This is a genomic window from Spirosoma oryzicola (genome assembly GCF_021233055.1).
GTDB classification, from domain to species: domain Bacteria; phylum Bacteroidota; class Bacteroidia; order Cytophagales; family Spirosomataceae; genus Spirosoma; species Spirosoma oryzicola.
The window spans coordinates 3,576,980-3,598,400 of sequence record NZ_CP089538.1 but is presented as its reverse complement, the minus strand read 5'-3'; the positions used below and the strand labels follow the sequence as shown (position 1 = coordinate 3,598,400).

24 protein-coding genes, 1 tRNA gene and 1 pseudogene are annotated in these 21,421 nt (G+C 48.3%); 18 read left to right on the top strand and 8 right to left on the bottom strand.

Annotation, left to right across the window (positions count from 1 at the left end; translation table 11 throughout):
* Positions 1–130 precede the first annotated feature (130 nt).
* The 6 genes and pseudogenes from LQ777_RS15245 to LQ777_RS15225 all read left to right on the top strand — a co-directional run bounded on the left by LQ777_RS15245 (position 131) and on the right by LQ777_RS15225 (position 5,123).
* Complete coding sequence (locus tag LQ777_RS15245; protein ID WP_232558788.1) at positions 131–1,369, top strand: ABC transporter permease; 1,239 nt, start codon at positions 131–133, stop codon at positions 1,367–1,369.
* 108 nt (positions 1,370–1,477) lie between these two features.
* Positions 1,478–1,564 (top strand) — tRNA-Leu (locus tag LQ777_RS15240).
* Between the two features lie 247 nt (positions 1,565–1,811).
* Positions 1,812–2,645 (top strand): hypothetical protein, encoded by an 834-nt coding sequence (locus LQ777_RS15235; RefSeq protein ID WP_232558787.1) that lies wholly within the window; start codon positions 1,812–1,814, stop codon positions 2,643–2,645.
* A gap of 6 nt (positions 2,646–2,651) precedes the next feature.
* Positions 2,652–2,900, top strand: a pseudogene (locus LQ777_RS30690) (right-handed parallel beta-helix repeat-containing protein); the annotation flags it as partial.
* A 108-nt stretch (positions 2,901–3,008) separates the two neighbouring features.
* On the top strand, positions 3,009–4,382 hold the full coding sequence (locus LQ777_RS15230) for a putative Ig domain-containing protein (protein WP_232558786.1): 1,374 nt from the start codon (positions 3,009–3,011) through the stop codon (positions 4,380–4,382).
* A gap of 201 nt (positions 4,383–4,583) precedes the next feature.
* Positions 4,584–5,123 (top strand): hypothetical protein, encoded by a 540-nt coding sequence (locus LQ777_RS15225; protein WP_232558785.1) that lies wholly within the window; start codon positions 4,584–4,586, stop codon positions 5,121–5,123.
* A gap of 133 nt (positions 5,124–5,256) precedes the next feature.
* On the opposite strand, the gene LQ777_RS15220 is transcribed toward LQ777_RS15225, so the two are convergent.
* The 3 genes from LQ777_RS15220 to LQ777_RS15210 form a co-directional block, all read right to left on the bottom strand.
* The gene (locus LQ777_RS15220; protein WP_232558784.1) at positions 5,257–5,676 is read right to left on the bottom strand and encodes a hypothetical protein; all 420 of its coding nucleotides are present in this window, start codon (positions 5,674–5,676) and stop codon (positions 5,257–5,259) included.
* A gap of 181 nt (positions 5,677–5,857) precedes the next feature.
* On the bottom strand, positions 5,858–6,814 hold the full coding sequence (locus LQ777_RS15215) for a DUF6624 domain-containing protein (protein ID WP_232558783.1): 957 nt from the start codon (positions 6,812–6,814) through the stop codon (positions 5,858–5,860).
* A 99-nt stretch (positions 6,815–6,913) separates the two neighbouring features.
* On the bottom strand, positions 6,914–7,801 hold the full coding sequence (locus tag LQ777_RS15210) for an alpha/beta hydrolase (RefSeq protein ID WP_232558782.1): 888 nt from the start codon (positions 7,799–7,801) through the stop codon (positions 6,914–6,916).
* A gap of 95 nt (positions 7,802–7,896) precedes the next feature.
* Here LQ777_RS15210 and arr point away from each other — a divergent pair, with 95 nt between their 5' ends.
* The 4 genes from arr to LQ777_RS15190 all read left to right on the top strand — a co-directional run bounded on the left by arr (position 7,897) and on the right by LQ777_RS15190 (position 10,334).
* The gene (arr, locus tag LQ777_RS15205; RefSeq protein WP_232558781.1) at positions 7,897–8,343 is read left to right on the top strand and encodes an NAD(+)--rifampin ADP-ribosyltransferase; all 447 of its coding nucleotides are present in this window, start codon (positions 7,897–7,899) and stop codon (positions 8,341–8,343) included.
* Positions 8,344–8,502: 159 nt separating this feature from the next.
* The gene (locus LQ777_RS15200) at positions 8,503–8,919 is read left to right on the top strand and encodes a hypothetical protein (protein ID WP_232558780.1); all 417 of its coding nucleotides are present in this window, start codon (positions 8,503–8,505) and stop codon (positions 8,917–8,919) included.
* Between the two features lie 147 nt (positions 8,920–9,066).
* A complete protein-coding gene (locus tag LQ777_RS15195; protein ID WP_232558779.1) occupies positions 9,067–9,501 on the top strand; it encodes an energy transducer TonB in 435 nt (144 codons plus the stop codon).
* 101 nt (positions 9,502–9,602) lie between these two features.
* On the top strand, positions 9,603–10,334 hold the full coding sequence (locus tag LQ777_RS15190) for a hypothetical protein (RefSeq protein WP_232558778.1): 732 nt from the start codon (positions 9,603–9,605) through the stop codon (positions 10,332–10,334).
* A 115-nt stretch (positions 10,335–10,449) separates the two neighbouring features.
* Here LQ777_RS15190 and LQ777_RS15185 read toward each other — a convergent pair whose 3' ends face one another.
* Positions 10,450–10,728, bottom strand: a complete 279-nt coding sequence (locus LQ777_RS15185) for a hypothetical protein (RefSeq protein WP_232558777.1) — start codon at positions 10,726–10,728, stop codon at positions 10,450–10,452.
* Positions 10,729–11,177: 449 nt separating this feature from the next.
* On the opposite strand from LQ777_RS15185, the gene LQ777_RS15180 reads away from it, so the two are divergent.
* The 4 genes from LQ777_RS15180 (at position 11,178) to LQ777_RS15165 (ending at position 13,212) form a co-directional block, all read left to right on the top strand.
* Positions 11,178–11,441 carry a hypothetical protein gene (locus tag LQ777_RS15180; protein ID WP_232558776.1) on the top strand — a complete coding sequence of 88 codons (264 nt, stop codon included), beginning with the start codon at positions 11,178–11,180 and terminating at the stop codon, positions 11,439–11,441.
* Positions 11,442–11,474: 33 nt separating this feature from the next.
* Entirely contained in the window at positions 11,475–11,621 is a 147-nt protein-coding gene (locus LQ777_RS15175) for a hypothetical protein (RefSeq protein ID WP_232558775.1), read from the top strand.
* 473 nt (positions 11,622–12,094) lie between these two features.
* A complete protein-coding gene (locus tag LQ777_RS15170; protein WP_232558774.1) occupies positions 12,095–12,607 on the top strand; it encodes a pyridoxamine 5'-phosphate oxidase family protein in 513 nt (170 codons plus the stop codon).
* Between the two features lie 287 nt (positions 12,608–12,894).
* Positions 12,895–13,212 carry a cupin domain-containing protein gene (locus LQ777_RS15165; protein WP_232558773.1) on the top strand — a complete coding sequence of 106 codons (318 nt, stop codon included), beginning with the start codon at positions 12,895–12,897 and terminating at the stop codon, positions 13,210–13,212.
* A 132-nt stretch (positions 13,213–13,344) separates the two neighbouring features.
* On the opposite strand, the gene LQ777_RS15160 is transcribed toward LQ777_RS15165, so the two are convergent.
* Positions 13,345–13,758 (bottom strand): nuclear transport factor 2 family protein, encoded by a 414-nt coding sequence (locus tag LQ777_RS15160; protein ID WP_232558772.1) that lies wholly within the window; start codon positions 13,756–13,758, stop codon positions 13,345–13,347.
* A gap of 93 nt (positions 13,759–13,851) precedes the next feature.
* Between LQ777_RS15160 and LQ777_RS15155 the strand changes: the two genes are divergently transcribed.
* Positions 13,852–14,649: a helix-turn-helix domain-containing protein gene (locus tag LQ777_RS15155; protein WP_232558771.1), complete on the top strand. Its 798-nt coding sequence runs from the start codon at positions 13,852–13,854 to the stop codon at positions 14,647–14,649.
* A 49-nt stretch (positions 14,650–14,698) separates the two neighbouring features.
* Here the strand turns inward: LQ777_RS15155 and LQ777_RS15150 are convergent, their stop codons facing one another.
* Positions 14,699–15,244 carry a hypothetical protein gene (locus LQ777_RS15150; protein WP_232558770.1) on the bottom strand — a complete coding sequence of 182 codons (546 nt, stop codon included), beginning with the start codon at positions 15,242–15,244 and terminating at the stop codon, positions 14,699–14,701.
* Positions 15,245–15,530: 286 nt separating this feature from the next.
* Between LQ777_RS15150 and LQ777_RS15145 the strand changes: the two genes are divergently transcribed.
* Positions 15,531–15,923, top strand: coding sequence for a VOC family protein (locus LQ777_RS15145; protein WP_232558769.1), 393 nt, complete (start codon positions 15,531–15,533; stop codon positions 15,921–15,923).
* Positions 15,924–15,942: 19 nt separating this feature from the next.
* On the opposite strand, the gene LQ777_RS15140 is transcribed toward LQ777_RS15145, so the two are convergent.
* Together LQ777_RS15140 and LQ777_RS15135 are read right to left on the bottom strand one after the other, a co-directional pair.
* Positions 15,943–16,275: a hypothetical protein gene (locus LQ777_RS15140; protein WP_232558768.1), complete on the bottom strand. Its 333-nt coding sequence runs from the start codon at positions 16,273–16,275 to the stop codon at positions 15,943–15,945.
* A 118-nt stretch (positions 16,276–16,393) separates the two neighbouring features.
* Complete coding sequence (locus LQ777_RS15135) at positions 16,394–16,726, bottom strand: hypothetical protein (protein ID WP_232558767.1); 333 nt, start codon at positions 16,724–16,726, stop codon at positions 16,394–16,396.
* 370 nt (positions 16,727–17,096) lie between these two features.
* Here LQ777_RS15135 and LQ777_RS15130 point away from each other — a divergent pair, with 370 nt between their 5' ends.
* Positions 17,097–19,856, top strand: coding sequence for a substrate-binding domain-containing protein (locus LQ777_RS15130; protein ID WP_232558766.1), 2,760 nt, complete (start codon positions 17,097–17,099; stop codon positions 19,854–19,856).
* Positions 19,857–20,097: 241 nt separating this feature from the next.
* On the top strand, positions 20,098–21,417 hold the full coding sequence (locus LQ777_RS15125) for a sugar porter family MFS transporter (protein ID WP_232562858.1): 1,320 nt from the start codon (positions 20,098–20,100) through the stop codon (positions 21,415–21,417).
* Positions 21,418–21,421: the final 4 nt, after the last annotated feature.

The window sequence follows — 21,421 nt, the reverse complement described above, 5'->3', positions numbered from 1 at the left end:
AATACTAATGGTAGTTTTGTAATAACGAAAGATAAGCAAATTTTGTGCGAGATAACGAGCGAAAGAGAAGGTAGATGTGTAATCGCCTGACCAGTGGTGTATCTGGCCGTTCGCTCGTTTCCTATTTGCTATGAACCTACTTGAAAATATTCGCGAAGGACTGCGTTCGATTGCGGGAAATCGCCTACGTACCATCCTGACTTCCCTGATCATAGCCATTGGCATCACGTCGCTGGTCGGCATCCTGACGGCGATCGATGGAATACAAAACTCGGTAGCCAGCAGCTTCGCTGGTTTAGGAGCTAATACATTCTCGGTTGTTGCCCGTCAGGATGAGTTTCGGCAGGGGGGGCGGGTGCAAAAACAGGACGAGCCCATCAGTTATCACGATGCTGTTCAATTTAAACAACGATTTCCTTATGGCGCGACAATTACTGTATCGACAGTAGCCGCCGGAGGAACGCAGGCGAAATTTGGCTCGAAAAAAACAAACCCCAACATCCAACTCATCGGGGGAGATGGGGCTTACATCCCGGTGAAAGGATACACCGTTCAGAATGGTCGGAATTTTACGGGTAATGAAGTCGATTACGCACGCAACGTTGCCATCATTGGTAGTGAAGTGGCCACTACGTTGTTTGAAAACAAATTAAATCCGATTAATCAGGTTATCCGGGTATCCGGTATTCAGTACAAGGTGGTTGGGGTGTTAGCCAAAAAAGGAGGAGTTACGGGCGGAGACGAAGACCGGGTTGTGCTGATTCCACTGGATAACGCAAGGGCACTCGCTGGTACCCAGCGGCAAACGTTCAACATTACAGCTGCGGTAACGACGGCTGCTGATCAGGACGAAATCGTTGGCGAAGCGCGGGGCGTGATGCGTCAGATCCGTCGCGATCCGCTCGGTCAACCGGATTCATTCGAAATTCAGCGCGCCGACGATTTAGTCCGGCAAACCGAGACGATCACTGGGTATCTGCGGATGGGTGGGTTTGGTATTGGTTTTGTGACCTTGCTTGGCGCTTCGATTGCCCTGCTGAATATCATGCTTGTGTCAGTTACGGAGCGTACCCGTGAAATTGGTATTCGAAAATCACTCGGAGCCACGCCCAAGCGGATTCGTCAGCAGTTTCTGATTGAGGCCATCGTCATCTGTATTCTTGGCGGCCTGGGAGGAATTATTCTGGGTCTGGGGATTGGTAATCTGATTGCCACACTAATCAGCGGAGGAACCGGCGGATTTGTCGTGCCCTGGGGATGGATGTTTCTCGGGTTAGGCGTCTGCGTAACGGTAGGTTTGTTTGCGGGTATTTACCCGGCTGTGCGAGCCTCAAAACTCGATCCGATTGAAGCCCTTCGGTACGAATAATCAAAGAAAATAAAAAAAATAGCTTCATCGTTTTGTCTTTTCATCTTTCTCCTTACTTTTGCACCCACGTTTGACAAACGCATCTCTGGCAACAGAGACGATTCTGTCGCCGGGATGGCGGAATCGGTAGACGCGATGGTCTCAAACACCATTGTCTGCAAGGACATGCCGGTTCGAGTCCGGCTCCCGGTACCAATTGGGCCCAAAACACTTGTTTTGGGCTTTTTTTGTGTCCTTAGTTTTCAACTGAACAAAGGTTATTGTAATACAGCGCAGGCGGCAACCGGTTTACATCGTCGTATTTATCCTCGGTAATTATTTCCTAGTAACAGTACTACTTTCTACACACTATTTTACTTTTGAGCTCCTACTCGTTTATGTGCTTTGGCCTTGCTTTGCACTAAGAGACCTATCTTTGTAAAGATTTATTAGCTAGTTATCTATGAAGCACCTGTTTACGTTCTTTTTCCTATTTCTGTTCGCTTTTGCTCACGCCCAATCTGTTGTTTACGTTACTGAGTCAGGCTCAGGAAATGGGTCGGGAGACTCTTGGAGTAACGCGTTAGCCGGCACCAAGCTACAGAGTCGTATTGGACTAGCTCCGAACAAAACTCAGTTCTGGTTGGCGAAGGGTATCTATAAGACTACAACAACAACCGATAGGACAGCGTCTTTCAGCATTGTATCGGGCATTTCGATTTACGGTGGTTTTGCTGGGAATGAGACATCTCCCAGCCAGCGCTTAAAGGGCACTAATGAAACCACGCTGTCAGGTGACATTGGTGTACAAGACTACAACCAGGATAATTCGCAGCGGATTATTGTTATCAATAATGTAGCCGATAGTGTGCACATTGATGGATTGATCGTTAGAGATGGATTTCAAAATGGTTCTGAAGGCTTGAGCGGAAGTTGCTCTATACATATTCAATCTACTGGAAGCAAAGTCAACGTAAAAATTACGAATTCCAGCTTTCTACATAATTACATGACCTCATCGTTGTCAGCGGGCGGGGCAATCGGCGTTTTTCCGTTTGGTAATGGCCAATGCAATACTTATTTATCCAATTGCATCTTCAAAGATAATTTGTGTAGGGAAGGCGGAGCAATAGCCTTTAATCCAGATGGTGGTGTAACCACAAACACGCTTATGGAGGACTGCTACTTCGAAGGAAACAGGGCTACAGTTGGTGCTGGCGCTGTTTCACAGTATGGGTTATCCTCGAAGCTTGTTATGAAGCGATGTACGTATATAAACAACAGCGCGCCTACATGAGGAGCTGTGGTTTTGATCGGGAGTAGCTGCCTAATAGAAGATTGTCGTTTTATTGCTAATTCTGCCAATAGAGAAGGAGGGGCGCTTGAGGCTTCTGCATCGCAACCTACATTTAGAAACTGCGTCTTTGCCAATAACTCGGCAGTGGATGGCGGGGCCGTATATAGCACCTCCCGATCGGCCTACACGAAACTACAGTTTACAAACTGCAATTTTATAAGTAACTCCGCTTCGAGTACAGGAGGAGTCTTTTATGGAACGGGGTCTGAAAGAGGCCGCCTTACGAATCCCAATGAAATCTATCTGACCAACTGTCTAATCTGGCAGAATACTGCACCGGACCAGGCCGTGTTTAGATCAGGAATGTATATAGACGCTAAGACAAGTAAATTGGAAGCGTCTTATTCTGACATTCAAGGTGGCTATACGGGAGTTGGCAACATAAATCAGGATCCGCTTTTTGTGGATGCCAACCGGGGAGATTATCATTTAAAGCCGGGTAGTCCGGCGATCAATGCTGGTGATCCGAATAGTACGGAGGTAAGCACATCTGACAAGGATCTCGACGGAAACCCCCGTATTCTTCAGAACCGTATCGATATGGGTGTGTATGAACATCCGCCTGTTGGTTTTGCCATTACCTCTGTGGGCGGAGTCAGTTGTCAGCTAGTCAATGCTGATCGAGGTGAATACAATGTTCAGTTTGCTCCTCAGTATACAGGGCAGAACAGTAATCCTATTTCGTTTTCAGTAGTCAACGAGCTTTCTGCTACTAATCGGCCAGCGCCTTATACGCTTCGTCTGTATCGGGACAATCCAACTATTACATTAGTGGCCAACCAAGCCGGTAATCCCGAAGCCCGATTCCGTTACGATTGGTTGTCGTCTTGTCAGTCAGGAACAAGTACCAATCAAGCGCCGACGACTACGGGAGTCGCTAACCAAACGATTTTGCAAGGTCAGCCTTACCAGCTTCAATTGAGTAGCTACTTTACGGATCCAGACGGTCAGGCGCTGACTTATTCGGCTTTGGGTCTTCCTCAAGGATTAGAATTGAATGGAAGCGTTATTACGGGCACACCCTCACAGACGGGTATATTTACCGTGAGCATTACAGCCTTTGACCCTGCGGGTTTATCGGTTAAGGCCAGTTTTGCGCTAACGATCAAACAAACCTCTTCGACTCCTACCAGCTTTACCATTACGGGGGCATCAACGATCAAATGTGAAGCGCTAAGCGCCAATAAACGATTACTAACGTTTACTCCACAGTATGCAGGAGTAAGCGGAGAACCTATCAGTTTCTCGGTTGTCAACGAGAAACTACCGACAAGCAATCCGGGGCCCTACGACCTCGAACTGTATACCGATAATCCAACTATAAGACTTAGTGCTCGGCAGGGCACATCAGCAGTTAATTACACGTATAACTGGCTAGCCGCTTGTGGTAGGTCGGCGCGCATCGGTAACCAAGAATATGGGGTAGGTTTGTCCATCAAAGTATTAGGTAATCCGGTTGTCGGGCCAGTGGCGCAGGTTGAGATTAGCGGAGTAACCGGTCAGACCGTGCAGTTGCAGCTAGTGGACCAGCAAGGTAAGCCGCTTTATAAGCATAACATCGAAGAAGCGAGCGCCGTGGAGCGGGTAAGCCTGCCGTTAGGTGATGTTCAGGGCGTACTCTTTCTGGATATAAGCACAGCTAATGAGCGGCAGCAGGTCAAACTCGTACGCCCTTAATTTGGCTAAGGATCAGGAGTCGTGAATGAGTTAGGATCCGGCAAATAATTGAAAAACAGTCTATTTAATAGTACCTTTCAATTCGATACTTATTTCGCAACAGCACTGGTAGTTATCGCTCCGAGATAAATTCTGTAGTCACTATGACAGAAGAGAATGGGCAGCTTGTACTTTGCATCAATATTAACTTGCTACCACGTTATGAGAAAATCCTTTACATTCTGTCGGGCTACAATGCTCATCTGTCTGACGGCTAGCATTAGTTATTCCCAGAAGTCTGACTCAACTAATTACTGGCTTGGGGTGGGATTGGGGGTGAGTCAGTTTCCCAGCGGTATGATGGCCCTGGGGTACGAATTCGCCGATAAACCGACCTTGTTGATTGCCCGTTATACAGATAATCGCGAACTGTTTTCTGACAATCGTCCCGGTATTATGGCCCAGGAAATGGCTTTATTGTATGGAATTAAAGCCGGTAAATTCCGTTTCTCAACGGGCGTAAGCACTGTCTGGGGAGTCAATCGGGGTAAGTATCTCTCGACAATCGGTGACCCAATCCTGTATGGTTCTAATTATTATGAGCCTGCTCGCTACTTGACCGTTGGCTTACCTGGCGACATTCGGTTTATTACCTCAACCAAAGATTTTGGGATTGGTCTGACGGCTTTCGGTAATCTGAACGCCAGGCGATCGTTTGTTGGCCTGAACCTATCGCTGTATGTAGGTCAAATGAAGAAATAGGCCATCACGATAAAGGGCAAAGCGATTTAATAAGTCGACTTACTATGCTTTATCGTGATCTATTTTTAACTAGTATATATGTTGAAAACAACTACTAATCTCAAGTCAACAGGCTTAGGTTTCTGTTTTCTATTTACCAAAAATATTTAGGCTTTAGTTGACGTTCGATCCGCTTAGGCAACCTTGTGTTTTCCTGATAAACATCCAGAATAGCCTGCTCCTTACTGCGACTAAAACGGATGTATCGGACTAAGCCAATGCCTGTTGGTACTAGACCCACTCCACTACTGGCGAGGATGATAGGCGCTGAATTTCCTTTTCCTAGTTTAATGGTTCTGGCTAAGGTGGTAACCAAAAAAGCACTACCCGCGCCAATTAGCGTTACAGGCAGGCCAACGCCCAGATAAATTTCACTAGCTGTTCGCTTGGTGGCAAATAAGCGCTTGACAGCTTGAACCGTGTCCAAGTGCGAATAGGTGTCTAATGGTGCGCTCTGAGCCTTAACTTTAGCTTGTGCCAACATAGACAGAGTAATCAACAGAATTACTTTCACGGTATGTACAATCATAGACCAACACATAATAACTATTGACTAATCTCAGGCAGTTCAAATTGGTCCCTGTTAATAGCCGAAGACCGAAGTAGAGAAGCCTGTCAACTTTCTTGACTACTGAATTTTGACTCATCGGCTATCTACTTTGAGAGCTTTTCCACTCGTAAAGCCAGCTAACCCGTTAGCGATTAAGTGATTTATTATAGTCTAAACCAAACTGTTTAGCGTATTCTTCTATTGGACCTAATCCCACTTCAGCTCGCCGTTTGTTAACATTGGCTTCGTCTTCTATAGGGCCGAAAGCTTTCTTTCCCGTACTATCACTAATGACCTGAGTACCGTAAAGCTGTTGCTGCCCTTTGGCCAACCGAATTCGATCTGTTAACAGGGCCAGATTTGATTTTTGCATTTCGTCTTCTTTGGCGGCTTGCTGCATCAAGGGAAAATACTTCTCCTGAACCGACAAGGAAGAATGTTGAATAACCAACCAGGCGGTATTGCCTTGCTTAGAGCCAACTAAACTTTGGCCGGGGTAGCCATATTGCTTAATGATCTGCTCAATTTTAGCCAGATTAACCGAATCGATTTGATGAATCTGCTGCCATAACTGTTGCATCTGGGGCGAGTTCATGCCATAGCTGCGGATAAGAGAATCAACGCGCGATCGGGGTTGCTGGTCGGTGGTGTAGATAGTGATTAACTGCTGTTTCAAGGCTTGATTCAGACCTAGTTGAGCATCCTTTTTAGTAAACACCTCTTCTGCTAATTCTTTCATGCCCGAGGATCGTACTAGATCAAATTCGGGCGCGGTTTGCTGGTCATACCAAGTCTCTTCGGCTACTGCGTAGTCAATATCAGTGGCCCGTTGAATATAGAATTTGGCCAAGTCATATTGCTTGCATTGAAAAGCGCACAGAGCTGCCCGCATTGTACTCAAGGCGCTTTTCTGAGCGATAGTGAACGCTTTCTGATAGGTAGTTAGACAGGGCTCACATTGTCCTTTCTGCAAATAAACCAGCGCCCTTTCTACCGCACGAATGTAGGTAGTATCTTGCGTGGCATAAAGCGTCTGTGCCCAGGACGGCTGGCCAAAACAAAGGCTCAGTCCAATAATTGTTGCGTAAAAATGGATTCTCATTTTTTCCTGTCGTTTGATGGTTATGGATATATTCTGGCTTAGTAAATGTATAATTTAGTTGAAAGAACAACCAAGTACACTCGTTTTAACTAAGTGCCTTTACTGACGTGTGTTAGATTCAGAAAAGAACCGTATCGCATCATAAGCCGTGATCAAAGCTACTGAGCCGTGGTTATCGTTCGGGTAATATTTCCAGCGAAAAGTAAAATCCTTTTGCGTATATTTTTTAATAAGCCGGCACAGTTGTAGAGCAGACCGAAAGTGTAGCGTTTTTATCGATGTGTCTTTTTCCGCTGCGGTCAGGCTCATGCCCCCAGGGAGTGTATTGGACAGGGAGAGGTAAAGCGTTTTACCGCTCAATAAGCGACGAGATAGGATTGTCTTTGATTCAAGCAGCAGGCGTTGATGATCCCACCACATAGCAGGGTCGATGGCTACGTACTGCTTAAACAAGCCAGGATGCTTCAGGAGGGTGTTGATGACCATCAGGCCACCGGTTGAGTGACCGACAAGAGTTCGATCTGAGGTTGCCAAGTAGGTAGACTCCACGTAGGGAATCAGTTCCTTTTCCAGAAACGTAGTGAAAGCTTCTCCTCCTCCTGAGGTTTTGGCAAACGTGGTGTCTGATGCATCAAAGGGGGCCATATTGGCAACATGAGTCGGCGTCAGTTCCCGTCCACGATCTACCTGAATGATACCGATTATAATCATATCCGGGCATGAGGAACTGCCGCTTAAGAGTTCAGCCATGCCCACTAGTGAATTGAACAGATAGCCCCCATCAAAGGCGTAGAGGACGGGGTATTTTTTTGTTTTGTTGGCAGGGTCATTTCTAGCGTCAGGTAGATGAACCCATATTTGTCGATTCTCCTTCAGGGTCTGAGAATAAAGGCTATCGACAAAGCCCGTAACAATTTGCTTCTTTGTGAGCTGGGCATGGGCAGGAACGGCTAAAATGATGAAGATGAGAAGTAGAAGTCGGTACATTTTCCTCTTGAGCGGTGTACAGCGCAAGAAGCGACTAGGTGGGCTAATCTTTTAATTATCGTCTGCTATTTATGAAGTTTTAACAGTTTGGATTTATGGAAACAAACGAAAGAGAAGGTCGGTCCGCAGCACCTGATCATAGCCTTAGCTTACAGCGATTCTACCACGGTACCAAAGCTGATCTAAAACCCGGAGACTTGATTGGCCCCGGATTTAAGTCAAACTATGGAAAACGGAAGGTTGCATCTTATGTTTACCTGACCGCTACACTGGATGCGGCAATTTGGGGGGCTGAACTTGCCTTGGGCAAGGGAAGCGGTAGAATTTATCGTGTGGAGCCCACCGGCTTGATTGAAGATGACCCCAACCTGACGGACAAGAAATATCCGGGAAATCCAACAAAGTCCTACCGCTCGCAGAATCCGCTTCGGGTCATCGGTGAGGTTAAGGATTGGCAAGGACATCCCCCTGAGCAGCTTAAAGCGATGAAGGATCGTCTCGAAGAACTCAAGCGACTGGGTATCGAAGCCATCGAGGACTAAGCACAGCGTTGAAAGAATCAAAAAATACAGAGGGTATGCTAGCAATTTAGTCTTAACAGATCAATAAGGCGTTAATAATCAGTTACTTTAATTGCTGAAATTGGTAAATAGCGGCTACTTATTCGATAAAGATGCTTATTCATAAACCGCGTGCTACTCATGATAAAATCAGTATCGATGAAGATGGGCCTCCATCAAGGCGACCGGGCTATATTGATCAATGCTCCTGCCGATGCAGTTCAAGCCATTGATCCTTCTGGTCTTCAGCTCGAAACCGAACTTATTGGCGATTTTGATTACATACACCTGTTTGTCGTCAGTCAGCTTGAGCTGCACAAGCAACTCCCAGCGGTAAAGAATCAGTTAAAGCCGACAGGCACGATCTGGGTTTCGTGGCCCAAGGGTGGTCAGAAAGGAACTGATCTGGCGCTACCAACCGTGATTAAAATAGCCTATGACTACGGCTTTGTTGAAAGCAAATGTCTACGCGTAAACAACATTTGGTCAGCCTTGAAATTAACCTGGCCCAAAGCCGGTAAGGCATATAACAACAAGTACGGCAAACTCAATCAGTGAGCTAGTCATCCAGTATTTGGTTGTATCAATCAGTATTCTTATACGCACACAGCGCGCTACTTCGAATTAGTTAACAGTATGATAATACAGCCAGTGAGTAGTTAGATCACGAAAGTCTGCTTGTCATGTAGGTTAACAGCTGTTCGTATGAATACCTTCCCTGCATGTCAACAACGCCTTTGTCAACAACTGCTGCCTTTGCTGTTTATACTGTTGTTCAGCATGTGTAAAAAAGAAGTCTCCCCCGAAAATCCGTCAGGGGTTGGCGATGTGTATACCGTAGTGGATCAACCACCAACTCCGCAGGGTGGACAAGCCGGACTGGCCGATTATTTGATGAAAAATCTGCGTTATCCCGCCCAGGCGCAACGCGCTAACCTACAAGGCACTGTAGTAGTCGGGTTTGTGGTAACAAGTGATGGTCATATTGCTGACGTACAAATCAAACAAAGTGTTGGCGGGGGCTGCGATGAGGAAGCAATGCGCGTTGTCAAAGCAATGCCCGATTGGACACCGGGTCAACTCAAGGGGAAGCCTGTTAACGTGCAAACCAGCCTACCGATTTCGTTTACTTTACTGTAGCAGTTGGGTATAATCTAGTCTTTACTAGTGTTTTAGCGTATACCTCACAGCACGTAAGCTGTTGGTCAATTGATTCCTGTTTTTATTAATACGCAACCGCCATGAAAAAAGTATTCCTGTTTGTCGTTGCTTTGATAACGGTTCTCTCCTGTGTGCAAAATGACACGCAAGTTGTTAGCCCCGCCGTTACGGCTGAAGATCCTGACTGGATCAAACTGGAAATTCCTACTGGCCGGGAAGCGTATGCCATTGCTGGCGATATCGACAAAACACTGCTGGTAACGACCTGGACGAAGGCGTATTTTTCGACGGATCGGGGAAAAACATGGAAGGAGTCAAAAGATTTTCAGGGGAGAATACCGGGATTGTTGGTCCGAAATGATACCACTTTTGCCTTACACACGAACAAATTCAATCAGCAGGGAGTTCTGTTGGGGGCCTGGGATGCACTTTACTTTTCGGCTGATTATGGAAAAACCTGGCAGTACTATTTGCAGCATTACAAACAATACCTGGACGATATCAAACCAATCGGCTGGGTTCAATCCGGTACAGGCACCGTTTACACGATTCAGTCGCATAGTACGCCAACTGCTCCCGGTTCAACCACCGCTTATGTTAATCCATCCGAGATCAAGAAACAGGATGCGTCGGGTGAGTACACCGTCCGCTTTCCGTTCAACCATCAGTTGATCAATTTACACCTTGATTCCCAGAACCGTCTTTACGTAGCGGCTTCGGGGGGGATCTACCAAGCGGAGAAAAACAATTTTTACTGCTGCACCGATACAATGCCAGCGGTTATTTATGTATCGAAACGACCGCTGCCTTAGCGCCAATGGAGGAGCGTTGTGTTTACGGGCCAATGCTTTCTACTAGGTAAACTTGTTGGGGACTTAATGACAACGTCCAGCTTCATGATGAGTGGCTGGACGTTGTGGCGTTACTCTACAGTTGGGCCGTCTTCTCCTCGGTCTCATTCGCTATCTGAGCGAGTTCCTGTGCACTCGCATCGTCCAGCTTATTTTTCTTGGACTTCTTGCCTGGTTTGCCTTCTTTGCCGCTTTGATCCTGTTCGTCCTTTACCTGGTGGTAGAGAGCTTTTACCAAGATTTCGACCTGAGCCAGCTTATCCTCTACTTTGGCCTGAGCCTGAGCGGACTTCTTCACCTTTTTGCGCAGACTTTTTACTTCGTCAAGTAGCTCTTCAATTCGTTTTGTTTTCATCAGTTGACTGGATCAGTACTTTTTTACTTTGTTTGGCTTGATCGCTTTTCAGAATTTGCCGGGAGAATAACCCCGCTCTGCCTTTTCGCTTACCGCTTGGCTAAGTAGTCTTGGTTGTTGTAAGAACACAGGATAACCGGCAGCCGACGTACGACATTGTAACAGATTAAAGTGACCAAAGGAAACAATTGTTTATTGACTCTCCTGAACGGTCTGACGACGTATAAGGACTGCTAAGCGGCAACAGGATCGAAAAGAACAATGATTAATTAGTCGGACAGTTAATAGGAAATGGAGCTATATCGCTTAGCCAACTAGCATACTGGACGCATGGGTGATCCTTATCAAAGCAACTAACTTATAGACACAAACCCACTCACTCGATTAGTTAGTCCATTTTAGGTTCCGGCTAGTTAGGCTACTTGAAAACATTAATCCTAGACAAGCGCATGAAAAAGGGAATCATTCTGGGTGCTTTATTAGTAATAGCGACCGTAAAAGGTCAGGCACAATCTACGGCCTCGGGTAGCAGCAACACGGGTAACACCACAGCGGGCTCTACGCCTGCTCAAAACGGTTCAACGGGCGGTACTGTCTCGCCGTCGAGCAAGGGTAGTTCAATGAGTCAGGGTGGCTCGAAAAGCAACGGTAGAAAAGTAAAAACGACCAGCAAAACGACCCGCAGCCGTTCCTATTCCTCATCGGGCCGTTAAGTTACTTTGATAGCAACGAGTATCAGTCTACGGATGTCCACCTTTAAGACTCAAGCGAGTAGCCTGGGCTTAAAGGTGGATCTGTACGGTTGCATCATCTTAACCGAAACCGCTTTGTTCAAACAATACGCGGCTGCTCAGGGAAATAAATATGGTAACTCCCTGCTTTCAGTGCGTTAACCGTCAAAGCAGCACCTGGGAAACCGTGAATTCTATCTTACACGTTGGACAGTATACCGACTGATTGTAGTTCGCTATCGGTGTGTAAGCCTCTACCGCTTTAAAGCTTTGATCGGGTAAACACATTTCTTTATGGCAATCCGGACACGAGGCATACGCATGACCGTCATTGTTTTCTGTGTCCCAGTAAGCAAGCACTGTTTTCATTAGACGTTTCTGATGCTGACTGCAAGAAACAACACGTTCGGTTATCTAAAATTAAACAAGCGTTAACTTGAGAAGGCTCGTTGGCTCGCCTTATGTCACCGTCAGTCATCTCTGAGATAGGCATAACCGAAAACGCCATGCATTACCAGAATGCGGATCTTCTGGTGAGCGAACCCGTTGGCTCAGTTTATGGGGATTTATCTCTATCGGCTAAACCTGCTTTATAAACAGCGGCTTAGGGTAAGACAACATAAATCTGCAATTCTATGCAAGCTCAACACACGCTGAACGCCATGGAGCTCGATAAGCTTCGGGACAAGATCAAGGATATCCGCATCGCTATGCTTACCACCCAGGAGGTAGACGGCGATTTTCATGCCCGGCCCATGGCTACGCACCAAATGGATGAGGACGGTACCATGTGGTTTTTTACTTACGACAACTCTAATAAAGTGGCCGAGATCCGCAATAATGAGCGAATCGCCCTTGGCTTTTCGGATCCGGGTTCCGAGGTTTACGTATCGACTTCAGGCTATGCCGAGGTAGTCAAAGACCAGGCGAAAATAAACGAATTATGGAGTGATTTTCTGAAAACCTGGTTTCCTAACGGCAAAGATGATCCGAATATCGCTTTGCTGAAAGTGACCACTCATGCCGGTGAATACTGGGATCGGCCAGGAGGCAAGATGGTTAAGCTTTTCGAGATGGCAAAAGGGGCCATCACCGGGGCGGCTGACAAGACGGGTCGTAACGAGAAGTTTGGAGATGAACCCCGATAAAGTGATTAAACGGTAACGTAAAAGCGTCCGACTTAACTGAGTCGGGCGCTTTTTTTATGCGCTATTGATGCTGGCTTCTGAGCCATGTGAAGGCTGTCCTTTATCAAAATGGGTGCTTCTGTTGATTCGTGAAACCTAGTTGTAACGTCGGTTCCTGATCCAAACCAGGCCACTGAGTTCTGTAGTTTCGATCTGAATTTTCGTTCCGCAGAACTTGTATGTATCAAGCTATGTTGCTCCGATGCGATTTAGATCACCGACGTTCGTCTTGTCACGTACCTACCAACATGTTATTAATCGAAACTAAAGATGGCTCCACACCCGACTGGCAGTTTGTTAGTGAAGGAGTCGAAAAATGGCAATTGCGCGCGCAGCCGGGCGAAAAGCGCGTATTGATTCGTATAGGTGCCGGCAAGCAATACCCCGTTCACGGCCACTCCGTACCCGATGAGGTATTTGTTGTGGAGGGAGTGTACGTAGACCCTCAGGTAGAAGGAGGGAAGTCGTTTGGGCCCGGTTCGTATTTATACTACCCGGTCGGTACCGAACATCAGGCAAGTAGTCCCAGCGGCTGCACGATCCTGGTCTGGAACGCCAATCGTTAACCATTCGCTTTACCTGTGCCGGGCTCACCGGTAGGAAAACAGTTGCGGGATTTGAAGCATAATACTCCTTACAAGAAGCACGGTAGAGCTCACCGTGCTTCTTGTCTTTCAAGATAAGCTGTTGGTCAGAGCTCATCTCTGGCTTTCAATACCGTAAACCCTTCGGAAAAACGTGTCTACCTTGTGCTGGTCTTCCGGGAAATTGTAGACCTCTGTAATTTTTCCGTCTTCGATCTTCCAGAGAAGGCAGGACATCGTCTTAAGATTGACCACGCCGTCCAGTGAACTCCAGTTCTGGTGACAATCAATCACATACTGATCGTTGACGCCCATAACAATCGGACTGGCCTGAAAAGCCGCCTTGCCCAGTTGCGCAAAATAAGCCATCACGGCAGCAATACCGGTTTTGGTGCCACTCAGAGGATGGTCGCCGGGAATATGCCATTGGATAGCCGGTGACAGAATGGTTTCGATGGTCGCCTGATCGTTGGTTGCGTAGGCCTGGAAAAAGCGGTGGACAAGGTCGAGGTTGGGATGCGAGATCATGGAAAAAATAGACTGGTGAACCTGTTCGCAAAGCTACCGGGTGCTATATTGGAAAAATTACGCAGAAAGGACTACTTTTTATTCGTATCGGCCATGACTAGACAACAGATAAGCTGTGCATCGCTTATCGACCCGACCCGCACGTCTTTCGTTATTTTTCATCAACAGCTAGGCTGTTTTCACTCCGACTGGCATGGGCACGCGTGGGGCCAATTGGTCTACGCCGAGCAGGGGTGCATTCATCTGAACGGTCAGGGCAAGCAGATACTTATTCCCAGTGGGTATGGCGTCTGGATTCCCGTTCATACCCATCACGAAATCTGGTCGGATAGTCCGCAGCTGCACATGCGGTCACTGTGCTTCCCGGTAGCCCGTAACGAAGAACCGCTGACCGATCTAATTTCCGTATTTCCCATCACCGTTCTACTGCGCGAAATGATTCGGCACACCGAAAAATGGAGCCAGGAGCAACAGGACGATTCACAGGTCACTACGTTCTTGCGGGCAATCCTGGATTTATTACCGGCTGAAATTGAAAAAGCTGTACCGGTCTATCTGCCTTCGACTACTCACGCCAGACTAGAATCCGTTCTTAAATACGTACAGGGGCATTTGTCCGAACAAATCAATTTTGGGGAGTTAGCCCGTGAGTTTGGGTTTTCGGTGCGCACGCTCAGCCGACTATTTACGCAACAACTGGGTATTTCCTTTTCGAGCTACTGCAAAATAGCCCGGGTGATCAGAGCCCTGGAGTTGATCGAAATGGGTAGCGAAAACGTGTCGCAGTTAGCTATGGATGTGGGCTACGAGAGTCTGGCTACGTTCAGTACTAACTTTCTGGAAATTTGCGGACAACGTCCTTTTCAGTTTATTCGGGGAAAAAGACGCTGACCAGTTTACTGGTTACACAGTTAGTAACGGGCATATTGTAGTGACAGCCCTAGCGCGTTGGCGACAAACTGGTTTGACGATGCAGATCGCCTAGCAAAGAAATAGTAAGTAAAGCATAGCCAACGACCAGAACGAGGGCCAAATACCGAATGTAGATTGGCCAGCTGAATGTTCCTGCCAGGTATACGTTCCAGAAAGTGCTAAGTGAATAGCGAGGGTAGCCTTCCAGAAGAAAACGAACCGTCTCGGTAACCGGATTAAAGAAGATAAAAGACAGGGCTAGAACAGGCAAAAAAATCAACTTGTAGCCAAGGATAGACCGCCAGTTGCTCTCGACCTGCTCAATCCCAAACCAGCGATGGGCCTGATTGAGCAGCCATACAACGATGAGGGCTGTCATTACTTCAGGAATAAGTAAGCTACGCAGTACGAGCCACAGGTAAGGTAAAACACCACCCACCTGTTGCATTTTGAGCAAATTGATTGGGTACGATGCTAGCCAGCTAACCAACTCCGAAAACAAAAACACAACCAGCATAACCGCTACACCAGTAGTAGGTTTTAGATAGCTGCGCGAAAGTCGAATAGCTCTCATAGTGGTGCGATCAATCCATATAGCGAGTTGCTATGATGCTGAAAGTTAGCACAATCGAGTGAAGTTTCTTGGCAAAGTAATTAATTGGCGTATCACGAGAAGTGGTTCAGTGGTGTTTATTTCTTCCGTACGCGTGTTGACAAGGGTAGATGTAGCGAATTGCTGAACAAATTTTCTGTCCAGAGAATACACGACGTAAAAAGGTTACGTTGAGCAGTGCGTAGATTGCCTCTGTCGAGTGGCAATCCAGGTGGGATTGTCCGTAACGCGTATTCGCCAAAAACCAATGGATCAATCAAAAGCAGTGATCAAACAAGTCTGGCCTTATCAGCAGGATAGCCTGAATTTGCCGGTAAGTGACCTTGAATCTGCCCTTCCTTTTTACGAAGAAACGCTTGGATTTCGGCTTGCAGAACGAACCGACATGCCACACAAGTCGGCTACCCTAACCAGGGATGGAATTTTAATTGGTCTGGCCGAAAACGGCGGTGACCCCGCGCAGGATGGTTGTTTCTTTGAGGTTGACGACGTAGCCAAAGCATTTACCGAGCTGAAGACCAACGGATTGCTTATTGACCGGCCTCAATTTACCTTCCAACAACACGGTGATGTCAGTTGGAAGGTTTTTTTTGTCGTAGCTCCCGACGGTCTCTGCTACTGCTATGGCGAACGCCAGTAGCCGAACGCCATAAGCCTTTTTAATGGGTTGCCACAATACTGGGATAATCAGTTGATGTTGCTGTCGGTTCAATGGACGACACTGAAACAATCAGCGTAGCGACGGCCTGCTTCGAATTCTCGTCGATCATGATCACCCAGTCGGTAGCCTGGACGTGGTGCGTTTTGTGGCCAATCGGGTCATGAACGACGGGGTCAGCGGCATTAGGCTTGCTCAGGGTGATGTTGATCGCATCGCCCGCTTTAAAGGTCGGTACAAAGCTAAAATAGCCATCCGCCACGATAGTACCCCGTTCGCCTTCAGCGGCTGGCTGGTAAAAAATCACTTTTAAATTCTCTGACTCTTGGCTCATGATGACTTGGCTGAATTAGTAAACCAAGTCTTTAACTGGCATAACCTATTAAATGTTAAGTATGGGGTTCGAACGAACCTAGGCTACCTTGGGTGAATATATAGAGCGGACAGATGTACTAGTTATCAAGGGTGATTAGCTCCGGCTGGTGAGTCCAGCCGGCAGCAAAGATTGAGTCGGTCTGATGGATCAGCTCACGAATGGCGTCCTGGGTTGGATCATTACAGTAGCCGATCTCACGCACGTAGTACATAAACTCGGAAGAAGGCAGTTTTCCTGTGTAAAGGGTGTACTTGCTGGCAACGAGCATACCGCATCTATACGCTTTCTGCTGGCGTTGAAGCTCCCGTTTGGTTCGGTGCCTCTGCCATTCGTCCCACCAGAACCAGAGGCAAAAGCTAAGAGTACAGACACAAAATAGAAACCGAAGAACAGCAACAAGATTACTCATGGTGTGGATGATTAGGGATCGGCCTCTAAATAAGCGTGGGCCGATCAGACACCCCAAGACTGTTTTAGTTAACGTAATGCATAAGGCTCACCTTTTGATTATTAGGTGACAGTCTCGGATTTTGACCATCTCAATCCAGGATACTTACCTCGTTCCGACACCGTGTCCGTTCAGGCTAGTCTAACCTGGATGGGATCGAAGCCGTAGCGGTTAAAACGCGCATATACTGTTCCTTTCGAATACCTTTGTCTGTGACGAATGGAAAAAACAATTGCGTCACCTCGACTTTATTATAGAACTTATCCAATTATGGATTGTGTATATTCTATAGTATATTTGAGATACATTGCGTGTAGGGCTCCCTGTTTTCATGAATCAATCGAACTTTTGGCTTCTGGCTTTCCGGCAAGTAACATGGGCTGTGCTAGTCAGTGCGGTTCTTTTTTTTCTCCAGCTAAATTGGGGCTGTCAGTCTTCGGACAAACGGTTTCGAATTGGGTTTTCCCAACGCACGCTTACCGATACCTGGCGCAAATCCATGCTGGCGAGCATGAACCAGGAGCTTTCGTTTCATCCGGATGTTGAGTTCATTGTCAAAGATGCTCAGGGACAAAGTAATACGCAGATCCGGCAGATTCAGGAATTGCTTGACCAGCGGGTAGACCTGCTCATTGTATCGCCTAATGCCGCCCAGCCCATTACTCCCGTTGTCGAGCGAGCTTACCAACTGGGTATTCCCGTCATTGTGCTGGACCGACGCACGGCTTCGGATCAGTATACGGCCTATGTAGGAGCTGATAACGTGGAAGTAGGCCGAACAGCCGGTCAGTACGCCAATGCCCTGCTGAAAGGAAGCGGTAACGTCATCGAGATTGGCGAGTCGCCGGGATCGTCGGCGGATATCGACCGGCACCGGGGTTTTTCCCAGATTCTGAAAGCGCATCCGGGCCTGCGATTAATCAAGAAACTGGAAGGGGATTGGGATCGGCGCTCGTTTGCGGACGAACTGACGCAGTTGATTCAGAAGACGCCCAACGTACAGCTTATTTTCGCCCAAAATGACCGTACGGCGCTCAAAGCGCACCAGGTTTGTCAGCAACTGGGGATCGGCCAGCGGATCAAGATTATCGGCGTTGATGGCTTACCCGGAAAAAATGAAGGTATCGATCTGGTGGATCGGGGCATTCTGGACGCTACCGTGCTGTATCCGACCGGCGGTAAGGAAGCTATTCGCACCGCCCTCGCGATTCTGGAAAAGCAACCTTTTCGGCGCGAAAACCGCCTACTGACCACGCTGGTTGATTCAACGAATGTTCGCATCATGAAACTTCAGAACGAGAAGGTGATCGAACAGCAGACCGATATTGACCGGCAGAACCGGAACCTTGAAAACCTGACCAAAACGTACACCTCGCAGCAGAACACCCTGTACATTACGTTTGCCTGCCTGATCGTGGTTCTGTTGCTTGGGGGCTGGGCCCTGTATCTGTTCCGCTCCAAACAGGCGGCTTACCTGACCCTGGAAAAGCAGAACGAAGAGATTCGGAACCAGAAAAATCAGATCGAAGCGATGTCGCAGCAGGCCCGGCAGGCTACGGAAGAAAAGCTGCGTTTCTACTCCTACATTTCTCACGAATTTAACACGCCCCTCAGCCTGATCCTGATCCCGACGGAAGATCTACTGGCGAAGAAAAACGTAGGGGGGCACGAACTGCGTAACAATTTGTCGTTGGTACAGAAAAATGCCTACCGGCTGCTGAGACTGGTGGATCAGATGCTGGACCTACGCAAAACGGATGCGGGTAAGCAGCGATTGCAGGCATCTGAACAGGATTTGATTGCTTTCGTGCGGGATATCATCGGCGATTTTCAGCGGAAGGCCGAGCGGCAGCGCATTGATTTGCAACTGCTGACGAGCTACCCAAAACTGCCTGTCTGGATCGATACTGAAAAACTTGATAAGGTGCTGTTCAACCTGCTGTCCAACGCCTTCAAGTACACACCAAAGGGTGGGCTAATTCACGTCTGCATCGACGTGGTCGCCGGGCAAGCGCGCATTCAGGTGATTGACAACGGGGAGGGGATGACCCCGGACGAAAAGCACCATGCGTTTGACTTGTTCTACAGCGGTAGCCAGCCGTTTAACTTGGCGAAAGGCATCGGCCTGGCCATGTCGCAGGAGTTTATTCAACTGCACAGGGGTGATATTGACGTTGTTTCGGAAAAAGGCCGGGGTACGACGTTTACCATCCTGCTGCCCATAGGTAGCGAACACCTGGATGAGACCGAGCGTACAGGCCTTGTGAGTCGGTATCGCCCGTTTATCGAAGCGGAGGTAGCCACCGAAGAACCGCCAATGCCGCTGTCGGCTGGCCGCTCTGCCGGAACGCTGCTAATTATCGAGGATAACGACGATCTACGCACGTTTCTGGTGAATCGGCTGGGCGCCGAATTTGATGTCATTGCCGAAACCACTGCCGAAGCGGGCTGGGAGCGTATTCTGGAAACGATTCCCGACCTTATTCTGAGCGATATCATGCTGCCCGGCATGGACGGGATGCAACTGACGCAGCGTATTAAAACCGACTGGCGAACGTCCCATATTCCGGTGGTGCTGCTGACGGCCAAGAACCAGATGGAACAGCAGATCGAAGGTACCCGCGCCGGGGCCGACCTTTACCTGACCAAACCGTTTAATTCGACCTACCTGCTGGAAACGCTCCGCACTACGCTGGCGAACCGCCGGAAACAGCAGCAACGTTTCGCGACCGATTCGCTGCCGTCGGGGGAGAATAAGCAGGACCGTAAATTCCTGAATGATCTGACGGCCCTGATCGAAAAAAATATCGGTGATTCGACGTTCGGTGTCGAGAAACTAAGTCGCGAGATGGGCGTTTCGCGCGTGCAGCTGTACCGCAAAGTGCAGGCGCTGCTCGACAAGAATGTAATGGATTATCTAACCGAAATCCGGCTGAAAAAAGCCAAGCAACTGTTGCGCGACAGTGCGAAAACGATGTCGGAAATTGCCGAGCAGACCGGCTTCAGCTCCCCCACGTATTTCACAACCTTCTTCAAACAGCATACGGGTAAGACCCCTTCCGAGTACCGCCGGTCGCAGGTGAACGCGTAGCCGATCAAATAGGCGAGAGTAGAGCAGACGCGGTATAATTTCGGCGGTATCAAAATCGAAAATCCTTGTAACAATACTGAAAGGCATTAGTCTGATTGATTAGATAAATAGCTGATTTACAGTGAGTATGTATTTGAACTAATTTCGAATCTATTTGAACAAATATCGGAGCGTGCTTCCGTGACTCATCTGCTAAGTTTGACCCATGAACTGCCAACGAAACCAGTTCATGCGGGTAAACATGAGTCAGAAACAACGCATTTTCTTTTGGTCCATTACGGCTGCTTTGGGCGGCTTTCTTTTCGGCTTCGACACGGCCGTCATCTCCGGTGTCGAGCAATCGTTGCAATCGTTGTGGGGGCTGAATGTGTGGGAACACGGTTTGACGGTTTCGATTGCGCTCGTTGGCACGGTGCTGGGTTCGATGTTGGGCGGTATCCCGACGCAGCGCTTCGGGCGGAAGAAAACTTTATTGGGTATTGCAATCCTGTATCTGCTGGCTTCGGTCGGTACGGCACTAGCCCCTAACTGGACCATTTTCCTGATCTTCCGGTTTCTGGGTGGGCTGGGCGTCGGCGCTTCGTCGGTGGCCGCTCCGATGTATATTACTGAAATTTCGCCCGCTAAATCGCGTGGTCGGCTGGTAGCCCTTTTCCAGTTCAACGTCGTACTGGGTATCCTGATCGCTTACCTGTCCAACTATTTGCTGGGCGATATGGGTAGCGAGCCGTGGCGTTGGATGCTGGGCGTACAGGCGTTTCCGTCGCTCATTTTCCTGATTGCCGTTCTGAATATTCCCGAAAGTCCCCGCTGGCTGCTGCTGGTCGAGGGGCGGGTGGCCGAAGCGCGCGATGTACTTTATATGATTGATCCGGCAACCGCCGAAGAAACGCTACAGGCACTGCAACAACACGCCGACCAGCCTCAGAATGCCCGGCTGTTTACGGCCAAATACCGTACCCCAATCACGCTGGCCGTTTTGTTTGCGGTGTTCAATCAGGTATCGGGCATCAACGCCATCATCTATTACGCCCCCCGTATTTTCGAAATGACCGGTCTGGGCAAAAGTTCGGCCCTGTTGTCATCGGCGGGTATCGGGCTGGTCAACCTTATTTTTACCTTGATTTCGCTCAATCTGATTGATCGCTACGGTCGTCGGACGCTGATGAAAATCGGTTCCGTAGGGCTTATCATCACGCTGGGACTCGTGGCGCGGGCCTTCTACACCCAGGACTTCGGCATGACAGTACCGCTGCTGCTCTTCGTTTACATCGCCTTCTTTGGTTTCTCGCAGGGAGCGGTCATCTGGGTATTTATCTCCGAAATTTTCCCGAATGAAGTCCGCGCCAGTGGGCAGGCGCTAGGCAGTTTTACACACTGGCTGATGGCCGCGATCATCACCTTCACCTTCCCGTACCTGGCTGAGCAGATCGGCGGGGGGACTACCTTCCTGTTCTTCGCGTTCATGATGGTGCTGCAACTCGTATTCGTGCTGCGGCTCATGCCCGAAACCAAAGGAACCAGTCTGGAGCAAATCGAAAGAACGGTCTTCGCCCATTAAACGA

Bases quoted from the DNA above. Each gene is read 5' to 3' on its own strand.
- LQ777_RS15175 (WP_232558775.1), top strand. From the start codon at position 11,475: ATGTCCACCTTTAAGACTCAAGCGAGTAGCCTGGGCTTAAAGGTGGAT.
- LQ777_RS15170 (WP_232558774.1), top strand. From the start codon at position 12,095: ATGCAAGCTCAACACACGCTGAACGCCATGGAGCTCGATAAGCTTCGG.
- LQ777_RS15160 (WP_232558772.1), bottom strand. From the start codon at position 13,758: ATGATCTCGCATCCCAACCTCGACCTTGTCCACCGCTTTTTCCAGGCC.
- LQ777_RS15130 (WP_232558766.1), top strand. From the start codon at position 17,097: ATGAATCAATCGAACTTTTGGCTTCTGGCTTTCCGGCAAGTAACATGG.
- LQ777_RS15245 (WP_232558788.1), top strand. From the start codon at position 131: ATGAACCTACTTGAAAATATTCGCGAAGGACTGCGTTCGATTGCGGGA.
- LQ777_RS15155 (WP_232558771.1), top strand. From the start codon at position 13,852: ATGACTAGACAACAGATAAGCTGTGCATCGCTTATCGACCCGACCCGC.
- LQ777_RS15210 (WP_232558782.1), bottom strand. From the start codon at position 7,801: ATGTACCGACTTCTACTTCTCATCTTCATCATTTTAGCCGTTCCTGCC.
- LQ777_RS15190 (WP_232558778.1), top strand. From the start codon at position 9,603: ATGAAAAAAGTATTCCTGTTTGTCGTTGCTTTGATAACGGTTCTCTCC.
- LQ777_RS15140 (WP_232558768.1), bottom strand. From the start codon at position 16,275: ATGAGCCAAGAGTCAGAGAATTTAAAAGTGATTTTTTACCAGCCAGCC.
- LQ777_RS15165 (WP_232558773.1), top strand. From the start codon at position 12,895: ATGTTATTAATCGAAACTAAAGATGGCTCCACACCCGACTGGCAGTTT.
- LQ777_RS15230 (WP_232558786.1), top strand. From the start codon at position 3,009: ATGTATATAGACGCTAAGACAAGTAAATTGGAAGCGTCTTATTCTGAC.
- LQ777_RS15195 (WP_232558779.1), top strand. From the start codon at position 9,067: ATGAATACCTTCCCTGCATGTCAACAACGCCTTTGTCAACAACTGCTG.
- arr (WP_232558781.1), top strand. From the start codon at position 7,897: ATGGAAACAAACGAAAGAGAAGGTCGGTCCGCAGCACCTGATCATAGC.
- LQ777_RS15215 (WP_232558783.1), bottom strand. From the start codon at position 6,814: ATGAGAATCCATTTTTACGCAACAATTATTGGACTGAGCCTTTGTTTT.
- LQ777_RS15135 (WP_232558767.1), bottom strand. From the start codon at position 16,726: ATGAGTAATCTTGTTGCTGTTCTTCGGTTTCTATTTTGTGTCTGTACT.
- LQ777_RS15150 (WP_232558770.1), bottom strand. From the start codon at position 15,244: ATGAGAGCTATTCGACTTTCGCGCAGCTATCTAAAACCTACTACTGGT.
- LQ777_RS15225 (WP_232558785.1), top strand. From the start codon at position 4,584: ATGAGAAAATCCTTTACATTCTGTCGGGCTACAATGCTCATCTGTCTG.
- LQ777_RS15145 (WP_232558769.1), top strand. From the start codon at position 15,531: ATGGATCAATCAAAAGCAGTGATCAAACAAGTCTGGCCTTATCAGCAG.
- LQ777_RS15235 (WP_232558787.1), top strand. From the start codon at position 1,812: ATGAAGCACCTGTTTACGTTCTTTTTCCTATTTCTGTTCGCTTTTGCT.
- LQ777_RS15125 (WP_232562858.1), top strand. From the start codon at position 20,098: ATGAGTCAGAAACAACGCATTTTCTTTTGGTCCATTACGGCTGCTTTG.
- LQ777_RS15185 (WP_232558777.1), bottom strand. From the start codon at position 10,728: ATGAAAACAAAACGAATTGAAGAGCTACTTGACGAAGTAAAAAGTCTG.
- LQ777_RS15200 (WP_232558780.1), top strand. From the start codon at position 8,503: ATGATAAAATCAGTATCGATGAAGATGGGCCTCCATCAAGGCGACCGG.
- LQ777_RS15180 (WP_232558776.1), top strand. From the start codon at position 11,178: ATGAAAAAGGGAATCATTCTGGGTGCTTTATTAGTAATAGCGACCGTA.